Source organism: Glutamicibacter sp. AOP12-B1-11 (assembly GCF_052379245.1).
Classification (GTDB): domain Bacteria; phylum Actinomycetota; class Actinomycetes; order Actinomycetales; family Micrococcaceae; genus Glutamicibacter.
The window spans coordinates 48,692-58,488 of record NZ_JBQSYL010000030.1 but is presented as its reverse complement, the minus strand read 5'-3'; the positions used below and the strand labels follow the sequence as shown (position 1 = coordinate 58,488).

The following is a 9,797-nucleotide window of genomic DNA, read 5'->3' as shown; positions in this document are numbered from 1 at the left end:
AGCATCGACAGCGTCAGCGGCTGCATCAGCATCGACAGCGTCAGCGGCTGCATCAGCATCGACATCTTCAACAACAACGAAGTTCACTTCGTCAGTTGATTCGTTCTCATCCGTTGCAGTAGCTGTGTGGTTCCCAGCAGGCACGTCAGGGAACGTAACAGTCCAGGTTCCGTCTTCGCCAACAGTGGTCACCTGATCATCCTGTCCCGGGATCGAGACAGTTACTTCGGTACCAGGCTCGCCGGTACCCGTTACATCAACGGGGCCAACAGGAATTTCTTCGCCCTCGGTCGGAGTCAGGATATCGACTGGTGCGACAACTGCTTCTTCAGCAGCAGACTGTACGGTTGAAGACGCCAGCGACAGGTTGGCAAGGCCACCTGCAGCAACGTCTGGCAGCACAGTTACGGACAGTGCACGGACGGTAAAGCTGTCAGCACCCAAGTCGCCATCGGTGAGCAGCGGATCTTCGGTCGGCTGCTCGTTGATCGTGATGGTTACTACGCGGTCAAGCACCCCACGCAGAACTGGCTCCAGCTGACCGGCAATTAGGCCTACAGCTGGGTCTACAACCTCGCCAAGACCATTGCCGACGTTATCTAGCACGCCCTGTACCAATGGGCCAGTGGTAGTGGTAATACCATCTGCAACAGCAGCAGTAATTGGGTTCAGCAGGTCGCCGATATCAATAATTCCAAGCAGATCAAGCTCAGTTTCTGCCGTCGGTGCAGGCGCTTCGGTTCCAGCGAACTGGGCCAGCGTTCCTTCGATCAGTACACCGCCAGTAGCCGTAAGAGGGAATACACCTGCGGTTATGTTCAGTTCGACCTTCACGTTCAAGTCATTCAAGACCGACTCGATGATGGAAGTTGCCTTGGTGGTAATTCCCGACAGTGATTCGGTGATTCCATTGGCGATAGCATTCGCTACATCTTCACCAATCAGCGGCGTGTTCGGATCGAAATTATTCAGATCCTGGCCGCTTTCTTCAATCAGCTTAGCCAGGTCGACGTGAACATCGCCGGTTCCGAGATCGATAGAAATCGAACCGCTATCGTTCGCGATAGGTGTTGCGATTAGCTCGTCAACAACAGTCTGGCCAACGGTGTCCAGCCCGTCGATCGTTACCTGAGCACTGTTAACGTTGACCAGCGGAATCGCATTCGCGGTAGTTTCGATCTGATTCAGCAGCGAATCCAGCGCACCGCCTGTGGAAACAAGCCCGCTCACCGGGTCTACGGCAGTCTGGAATACGTCACCCAACGTGGTGCCAAGCGTACCCACCAGAGGGCTGCTCAGTTCCAGCTCGGCTCCCGCGATGACGTAATCACTAGTAACCACGTCGTTGGTGCTTTCGGCTTCCGAAGCCAGCGCACCAAGTTCGATACGAGCAGCGTCAAGGATCTGATCGGTCAGTCCATCAACTCCAGCCTGGTCGAACAGTGCAGCCAGGTCGATGTACGCTGGGTCGTTTCCAACACCGGCGTTCGGGGATACTGCGATCGCGCCGCCGTCGGTAATTGCACCAGAGGACGCGCGAGCATGAACCTCAGTATCAGCAAGGCTGTAACTGCTCAATCCACCCAGTTCGCCCAGATCGATGAGGCCCACGCCTTCCGCATTCTTCAAGAGCGGAAGCTGGACGCCTGAACCTAAATCAATCGTCTCATCGGAAAGCAGGCCGATATCCAGCTGCCCCTGATCGGCACCTGGATTGCCGTCATCCGGGAAACTCTGCTGAGTGAAGCCCGAACCCACAAGGTCTAAGGTCGACAAGTCAAGGTCAATAATATGAGCTTGAGCTTGCGAAGGATCGTCAGCGCTGAAGGCACTAGCCGGCGCTGCGCAAAGTACTGCCGAAGCAGCGAATACAGCCGTCGTTGTTCCAAACGCTAGGCCAGAAGTGGCCGTGCGCCGGAAACGCGGCTTCTTGTTGGTATCTTTCAAAACTCGTGTCCTCCCACAAAGTCTTTCACTGATGCCCGATGTGCAGCGAGCCCCAATTGGTCCTCAAGTTGCGATGCTTCATTTCTCCTGTCGGATCAGAAGCCAAATCGTTCAATCGGAATGTTTCGAGTGCACTTCTGCAAAAGTGACCCAACTTTGACCCTATGCCGAGCAACCCTCCACTCTCAGGTTTCTTTCAGCTAATTCTTTGCTAATTCAGGTTATTAATCTTGGCCACTTGGCTAAAAAATCTAGCTGATATGGGTTACCCGTCGGTAGCTGACATATACACTTCAATTGAAATTCATCAAAATTAGGTATTGACACCGCTTAGGTGGAGGTCCATTGTGAAAACCGTGTCTGATTTGAGACTTAACAGCCGACTGTCGGAGTGTTTTTTTAGCCACATGGCTATAGGATTACACTACAAGCAATGGATGAACTCATGTGGGGACATGAAGGGGCGATCTGTTGCACCTCAACCTGAGTATTTTCTGAATAAGGATGATGCCCCTTGCCCCCTATTCGAGTCCATTTGGCCGATAGCGATCATTTTTCGCGCGCAGGGATTTCCGCTGTTTTAGCATCGGCCAATGACATTACGATCGAGAAAATCTCGGACTCGATGCATGAAGCAGTGCAAAATGCCGTGAGCTTTACCCCGCACATCGTGATTCTTGAGTACTCACTTAGCGGCACCGATATCCATCTCGCCATCCAGGATATTACGTCCCAAGCACCATCGACGAAGGTCGTGCTGCTCGCCAATTCATACGGGCGCGCGGAACTCGCGAAGGCCTACGAGTCGGGTAGTTCCGGACTGATTTCGAAGAATTCGATTAGCGCCGAGCTGCCCAGCGCGCTTCGCATGGTCGCCGCCGGCTATCAACTATTTGCCCAGCCCTCCGAAGGTTGGGAGAAGCCGCTGCGATTCGCCAGGCGATCCCAGAATCAAGCAATCATTGACAAAATGAGTGATCGCGACAGGCAACTCGTGCGTGGTGTCGCGTCAGGTATGACGAACATCCAGATTTCGCGATCAACGCACATCAGCGAAGGGTCGGTGAAATTGCATTTGGCCCGGATCATGGACGAGTTCGGCGTTTCGAACCGAGTTCAGCTGGCAGTCATCGCAGCAGAGACAGGGCTCATTACCTCAGCGGATCTGCTGACCGCTTAGTAGACGGTCCGCAGTTGGCTGGCTGGAATCCACATTTCTTCACCGTCGCGGTCGATCTGCCGCCAGGCACCCTGGCGGGCCACGATCACCACGGCGGTGTCGGCCTGCAAAATGCGCGCCAAAGAGTGGTGGTCTCCAGGTCCGCGTCGGGCATTGAGTTGAATGGTCGTCAGAGCCCGTTGGTTGGGAACCGCGATGAGCCCGCCCTTGGCCGGACGCGACGGCAAGGTCTGCAGATACATGCTCGGGACCCAGCCCAGCAGTTGGCCAAACTGGATTTGCGACCACAGTCCCTGTTGCAGCACCATCCGCACCTTGCTCGCCTGTTCGACGACTTTGAGTACCGGATATCCCGTGCCGCTGCCCTGGCGCAGATTGAGAGTCGCGGTGGTGAGGTGCGTTGCCTCGATCAGCGAATAGCGCGAAAGCACCCGCGAACCGCTATCTACTTCAGGATTGCCTTCAACGTTTTCCTCAATGGCCGCCGGAATCGGTTCAAGATAGATATTCGGCAGCCACCCATAGATTCGGTGAACGTAAACATGCGCCCAGGAGCCGCGCACTTCAACGAGCGCAAGTTCCGTTCCCGAGCTCAGATTGCTCTGCACAAGGTAGTGTCGCCCGGCACCCTTACGTAGTTTCAGCTCTGCCGTCGTGCGGTGCGTATGCGTCGGTGACGACGTCCGAGCCGAAGGATGCGGATAACCCAATTGGTTCACAACCACCTCGATATAGAAAAACTTAGAGAACCAGCAATTAGCTGATTCCCTAAGTTTATTTCATGTTTGAAGAGTTTTTATCTTCCTGAAGTTTTATTCGCCGGCCGACGTACGTGCCCCGAGCTCACGGTCCAGTCGCAGAATGCCGCTGCCGTCGTCTCCGACGAGCTTGAGCCGGTCCAGAATCTCGGAAACGGTGGCCTCTTCTTCGACCTGTTCCTCGATGAACCAGTTCAGCATCGGGATCGAATCGATGTCGCCCTCGGTCTGTGCCAGTCGGTAGAGTTCCCGGATTGCTTCGGAAACCTTGCGCTCGTGGGACAGCGAAACGGTGAAAGCGTCGACAACGGTCTTGACGTTCATCACCGGTGCCGGCTGTTCGCCGATCTTTGGGCGGGCATCACGGTCGGTCATGTGAGTCATGAACTTCTCCGCATGCACTACTTCTTCGGCCGCCTGCGCACGGAACCAACCGGCAATGCCGGAAAGGCTCATAACGTCCATTTCCACTGCCAGCTGACGGTAAACGGTCGCAGCTGTCAATTCGAGAGTTAACTGAGTGTTGAAGGCCTCTGCCAGTTTTCCTGTAAGTTCCATGTCTACAGACTACGACTCATTTTCCTGCTTGTCACCGAAGTTCGGACACACTTATCACGAGGGTAATTAGCGCATACTTTAGCGTTGACCAGTAGTTAATTGAGCCGATGCTAACAAAGGCAAGGGCAACAACCACCTGGGTCCTACCTATTTCCCCAGCCCTGCGCGGCGCAGCGCTTCGGCCATGGCCGTATTGGCGCTGGCTGCCGGCGCCGCCTTCCGATTCCCCTCCTGGTCACGCTCGCCCCGCTTGCTTGGCCCGCCGTTGGACCGGGGCCCACCCTGACCGCGCGGCCTTGTCTGTTCTGGCGTCGTTTTCTCGCCCGGCAGCTCGTCGTCCAAACGCAAGGTGAGCGAAATGCGCTTGCGCGTCGCATCGACTTCGAGGACCTTCACCTTGACGATCTGTCCCGAGCTGACTACTTCGCGCGGATCGGAGATGAACTTGTTGCTCATCGCCGAGACATGGATCAGTCCGTCCTGGTGCACGCCCAAATCTACGAACGCGCCGAAGGCTGCCACGTTGGACACGGTGCCCTCCATGATCATCCCCGGCTTGACGTCGGAAAGTGTTTCCACGCCTTCACGCAATGCGGCCGTAACGAATTCGCCGCGGGGGTCACGCGCCGGACGGCGAAGTTCTGCAATGACATCCCGTATCGTCGGCTCGCCGAACTGCTCGGTGGTGAAGTCGGCGGGGTTCAGCTCTTCTAAACGCCGTCCCTGGCTTTCGGCAGCCTGCTGCAGCTTATTGGCCAGCGCGTACGCTTCGGGATGTACCGAGGAGGCATCCAGGCGTTCCTTGCCACCGGTGATACGCAAGAAGCCGGCGCATTGCTCGAAGGCCTTGGCGCCCAGACGCGGCACCTTCAGCAGCTCCTTGCGCGTGGCAAAAGCCCCATTGGCGTTGCGGTGATCGACGATATTCCGGCTGAGCAAGGGACCCACACCCGCCACGCGGGAAAGCAGCGCCGGGGACGCGGTATTTACGTCCACGCCGACCGCATTCACGCAGTCCTCCACGACAGCGTCCAAGGCACGGTCCAGTTTCGTGGCCCCCACATCGTGCTGATACTGGCCCACGCCGATGGACTTCGGATCGATCTTGACCAGCTCGGCCAAGGGATCCTGCAGGCGCCGGGCAATGGACACCGCGCCGCGGATCGACACGTCCAGGTCCGGTAGTTCCTGGCTGGCAAGTTCTGAGGCAGAGTAGACGGACGCTCCGGCCTCGGACACGATGACCTTGGACAGGTCCTTGCCGCCCAGTGCCTTGATGACCTCTGCGGCCAGGCGATCGGTTTCGCGTCCCGCGGTGCCGTTGCCCACGGCAATCAGCGAGGTACCGTGCTTCTGCGCCAACTTGGTCAGCGTCTTCACCGACTCGTCCCACCGATTAGCCGGGGCATGCGGGTAGATGGTGGCTATATCTACGACCTTTCCGGTGAGATCGACTACCGCGACCTTCACCCCGGTGCGCAGACCCGGGTCGAGGCCGAGCACCGCCTTGCTTCCCGCCGGCGCGGCCAGCAGCACATCGCGCAGGTTGGCCGCGAAAATCTTCACCGATTCATCCTCGGCCGCTTCGAAGAGGCGAGCGCGCAGATCGGATTCAAATCGCGTGAGCAGCCGGGCCTTCCATGCCAGACGAACGGTCTGCGCCAGCCAACTAGCGGCCGGTGCATCGGGGCTGGTGGAAATTCCGAGGGAGGAAGCGATGGCGTTTTCGTAGCCGGTGCGGGCCGCGGCGAGCGCTTGCTCATCGCGCGGATCCGCCTCGGCGAACTGCAGTTTCAGCGCTCCGTCGCGTTCGCCGCGCAGCAAGGCCAGCACTCGGTGCGAAGGCAGCGAATCCAGGTTCGCCACATAGTCGAGGTAGTCCTTGTATTTACCTTGCGCCTCAGCAGTAGCGGCGGCCGCGGCGCTGGCCCCGATCTTGCCCGACTTCCACAGCCGCTCGCGAAGCTCGGAAGCCAAGGCGACATCCTGGGAAACCCGCTCGGTCACGATCGAACGGGCACCGGAAAGCACATCCAGCTCGGTGCCGAAGCCGGCTTCGACGTTGAGGTAAGCGGCCGCGGCCACCTGCGGATCGGTGCTCCGATCGCCAAGCAGCAAATCCGCCAACGGTTCCAGCCCAGCTTCACGAGCTATCTGCGCCTTGGTCCGCCGCTTGGACTTGAACGGAAGGTAGATGTCTTCCAGCTCGGCCTTGGTGGCAGCCGCCGAAATCGCGGCGTCAAGCTGATCGGTTAGTTTTCCGGCTTCGCTGATGGCTTCGCGGACCGTGACGCGGCGTTCTTCGAGTTCTCGCAAGTACCGCAGGCGTTCTTCGAGCAAACGCAGCTGCGTGTCCGAGAGCATCCCGGTGACTTCTTTTCGGTACCTTGCAATAAATGGAACCGTTGACCCCGAGTCCAAAAGTTCCACGGCCGCATTAACCTGCCAGACCGCGACTTTGGAGTCTCCAGATAGTTCGGCTGCCAGCTGTTCAATGATCTTCTGCTCTGTGCTACTCACCGAACCATTGTGCCCCAAAGAGCTTAATCTTCAGATGATCAACTCGGTTCACACCCAGCAGATCCTAAAACTTGGACGCTAGACTTGCTAGCTATGGGGAATGTAGCAATTCGAAAGTCAGCCGCGATACTCGCAGTATCGTCGCTCATCATGGTGACCGCTGGTTGTTCCGTGCTGGAAGACACCGCCACGTCGGCTGCCACGCAGCTCACCGACGCTGCCGCCACGGAGATGGTCCGCCAGGCCTGTGCGCCGATCCAGGATGGCAGCATAGATGCCGGAGAACTGCGCGTGCTCAGTTCCATCATCGGTTCGGTTGAAGGCGGCGGTTTGCCGCAGCCAATAGTCGATGTGCTCAAGGAACTGGCAAGTTCGGGAGACCAGGCGCCGCAAGCACTGCAAGATCGCCTGGTGCAGGCCTGCGATGATGCCAACGCAAACAACAACTAACCCCACGGTGATCTAGACTTTTGACCTATGGTCGAAATTCCCACCGGCGGCAAGGTCCGTCTTGACGCCTGGCTCTGGGCGGTGCGCATGTACAAGACTCGCTCGGCGGCAACCAGCGCCTGCCGCGCCGGTCATGTTCGGCTCAATGGGGATCCGGTCAAGGCATCGCAGATCGTCGTTCCCGGGGACCGCATCCGGGTCCGCAAGGACGGCTGGGACCGGGACCTTGAGGTCACCGGGCTCATTTCTAAGCGCGTCGGCGCGCCAGTAGCCGTCAAATGCTATCTGGACCACACCCCGCCCCGCGAGAAGGTCGTCATCCCGCAGGTTCCGATCCGCGACCGGGGTACCGGGCGCCCCACCAAGAAGGACCGCCGCGAAATTGATCGCTTGCGCACCTCCTGGCAGGGACCCGAAGACTAAGTCAGCTCGATCGCTGGCACGTCCACCGCGAAGTCGAAGATCTGTGCATAGAACGACAGCGAGCTTTCTAGCGCCTTGATGATATTTGCCGACTTGCGAAAGCCATGCTGTTCTCCGGCAAACAGGATGTAAGCATGCGGAATCCCCCGCTTGGCCAACGCGTCGGCCACCACCTGTGATTGAGCCGGCGGGACCACCTTGTCCTCATCGCCCTGGAGGAGCAGCACCGGGCAGGAAATCTTCTCCACATGGTTGATAGGCGCCCGCTTTTCGTACAGCTCTGCCGCTTCCGGGTAGGGACCGACCAAGGAGAACATGTACTGGGATTCGAAGTCGTGGGTATCCTGCACCAATCCCACCAGGTCCGAGACGCCGTACCGGCTGATGCCGGCGGTGAAGACCTCGGAGAAGGTCAGCGCGCACAGCACCGTCCAGCCGCCGGCGCTGCCTCCTTCGATGCCGATCCTTGCCGGATCGGCAAGTCCCCGGGCGATGAGCGCCTTGATCACCGCCACGGTGTCCGCCACGTCGACCACACCCCACGCGCCACGGAGCCGGTTTCGATAATCCCGGCCATAACCGGTGGAGCCACCATAGTTCACGTCCACCACACCGATGCCCCGCGAGGTGTAGTAGGCAACGGTGGCGCTCAGCGTTGCGACCGCTTGGCTGGTTGGCCCGCCGTGCACGAAGGTGACATACGGGGGCAGTTCCCCTTCTGCTCCCGCAAAGCCTTCTTGGCGGGGCTTGTAGAGCAGCGCGTGGACCGCCTGGCCGGCCGCGTTGGCGCATTCAAATTCTTCGACTTCCGGAAGCATGGCGGGCTCTGGCAGCTCGGCGATCGACCGGGTCACCGACCGGTGCTCCAGGGTCTCCACGTTGATCAAGGAGATCTCTTCGCCTTGGGTCAGCGAAGAGGTGCCGGCCAACAGCCACCCATCTTGCAACGCCAGCGGACGCACCCGGGTGAAGGGCAAGGCGAGGTCTTCCAGTCCCCCGGTAATCGTATGCACCCGTGCCAGCTTGGTCGTGCCCGTTCCGTAGGAACACAACAGCGTCTGCTGATTTTCGTTCAGATACCATCCGGTGCCTACCTGCCACAGCGGACCTGCGAACTCTGCGGCACGGTCAACCAGACGCACGGTGCGCCCGGAACTGAGCTGGTAGGTGTAGGGATTCCACCATCCCGAGGCATCCGAGATGAAGGTCAGCCGGTCATCGTCGGTCCATTCGGGCTGCATGACCGAGATCTCCGGGCCTCCGGCGATCACCGAGCCCTGTAAGGTTCCCTGCTCGGTGTATTCGGCGAGGTGGAGTTCGGTCGCATCCCAGGGCATATCCGGGTGTTCCCAGCTGATCCACGTCAGATGCGTGGCATCCGGGCTCAGCCGCGGCCCGGCGACAAACCGCTCCGGGGCGCTGAGCAGTCGAATGGCCGCCAGATCTTCGCTGGCGCTGCCGTCCAGCGGGATTTCCACGATATGGCGCACCGGTTCGGCCCGCAGGTCTTCCATAATTGCCAGCACCTGGCCCGCCGGCCCCGGAACGAATTCTGCGAAGCGCAGTGCCGGATCGCCGTCGATCATGCTTGGCGGGGTCAGCGCCACCGGCTCTTCATTGGCCAGCACCTTCAGGTAGACGCGCTGGTCTTCGAAGTTTGCAAAGACCACCGCGGGGACCGCCCCTTCGAGCAGCAGCCAGCTGGCACCCCCGTACTCATGCACCCGCGAGCGCACGTTGTACGGCGCCGCGATCAGCTGACGCCCCGCCGCGGCAGCGCTGCGCCCATACTCGACAAGGGTCACCCGTCCGCCCTCCGCGGGCAGGCCTTCCTGCACGATCAGCTTGTCTCCGAAGAAGCAGGCTCCGCCGAGCGGTTTAGTGCCAGCCGCTACTTGCGCAGCTGAGATGGTCGAGGGCCAGGAACCAAAGGGCATGTGCTGAAGCATGTGTTCGATCCT

Annotated in this window: 8 protein-coding genes; 3 read left to right on the top strand and 5 right to left on the bottom strand. The window is 59.2% G+C overall.

The annotated features are described in order from the left end of the window. The coding region (locus ACT3UQ_RS16290; RefSeq protein WP_444637541.1) for a choice-of-anchor G family protein at positions 1 to 1,947 on the bottom strand (1,947 nt) is incomplete at its 3' end. 535 nt (positions 1,948 to 2,482) lie between these two features. Between ACT3UQ_RS16290 and ACT3UQ_RS16285 the strand changes: the two genes are divergently transcribed. Further along, the gene (locus ACT3UQ_RS16285; protein WP_181150446.1) at positions 2,483 to 3,127 is read left to right on the top strand and encodes a helix-turn-helix transcriptional regulator; all 645 of its coding nucleotides are present in this window, start codon (positions 2,483 to 2,485) and stop codon (positions 3,125 to 3,127) included. Here ACT3UQ_RS16285 and ACT3UQ_RS16280 read toward each other — a convergent pair. From ACT3UQ_RS16280 to ACT3UQ_RS16270, 3 genes are all read right to left on the bottom strand, one after another. Beyond that, a complete protein-coding gene (locus ACT3UQ_RS16280) occupies positions 3,124 to 3,735 on the bottom strand; it encodes an SH3 domain-containing protein (protein ID WP_105650612.1) in 612 nt (203 codons plus the stop codon). The two genes, ACT3UQ_RS16285 and ACT3UQ_RS16280, sit on opposite strands and share 4 nt — an antisense overlap. Positions 3,736 to 3,939: 204 nt before the next feature. Next, on the bottom strand, positions 3,940 to 4,443 hold the full coding sequence (locus ACT3UQ_RS16275; protein WP_096286777.1) for a ferritin: 504 nt from the start codon (positions 4,441 to 4,443) through the stop codon (positions 3,940 to 3,942). 147 nt (positions 4,444 to 4,590) lie between these two features. Beyond that, positions 4,591 to 6,963 (bottom strand): Tex family protein, encoded by a 2,373-nt coding sequence (locus ACT3UQ_RS16270; protein WP_105650624.1) that lies wholly within the window; start codon positions 6,961 to 6,963, stop codon positions 4,591 to 4,593. Between the two features lie 93 nt (positions 6,964 to 7,056). Here ACT3UQ_RS16270 and ACT3UQ_RS16265 point away from each other — a divergent pair, with 93 nt between their 5' ends. After that, the gene (locus ACT3UQ_RS16265; RefSeq protein WP_105650611.1) at positions 7,057 to 7,413 is read left to right on the top strand and encodes a hypothetical protein; all 357 of its coding nucleotides are present in this window, start codon (positions 7,057 to 7,059) and stop codon (positions 7,411 to 7,413) included. A 27-nt stretch (positions 7,414 to 7,440) separates the two neighbouring features. Beyond that, the gene (locus tag ACT3UQ_RS16260) at positions 7,441 to 7,836 is read left to right on the top strand and encodes an RNA-binding S4 domain-containing protein (protein ID WP_105650610.1); all 396 of its coding nucleotides are present in this window, start codon (positions 7,441 to 7,443) and stop codon (positions 7,834 to 7,836) included. Here ACT3UQ_RS16260 and ACT3UQ_RS16255 read toward each other — a convergent pair. After that, positions 7,833 to 9,785 carry a prolyl oligopeptidase family serine peptidase gene (locus ACT3UQ_RS16255; protein ID WP_444637540.1) on the bottom strand — a complete coding sequence of 651 codons (1,953 nt, stop codon included), beginning with the start codon at positions 9,783 to 9,785 and terminating at the stop codon, positions 7,833 to 7,835. The two genes, ACT3UQ_RS16260 and ACT3UQ_RS16255, sit on opposite strands and share 4 nt — an antisense overlap. Positions 9,786 to 9,797 lie beyond the last annotated feature (12 nt).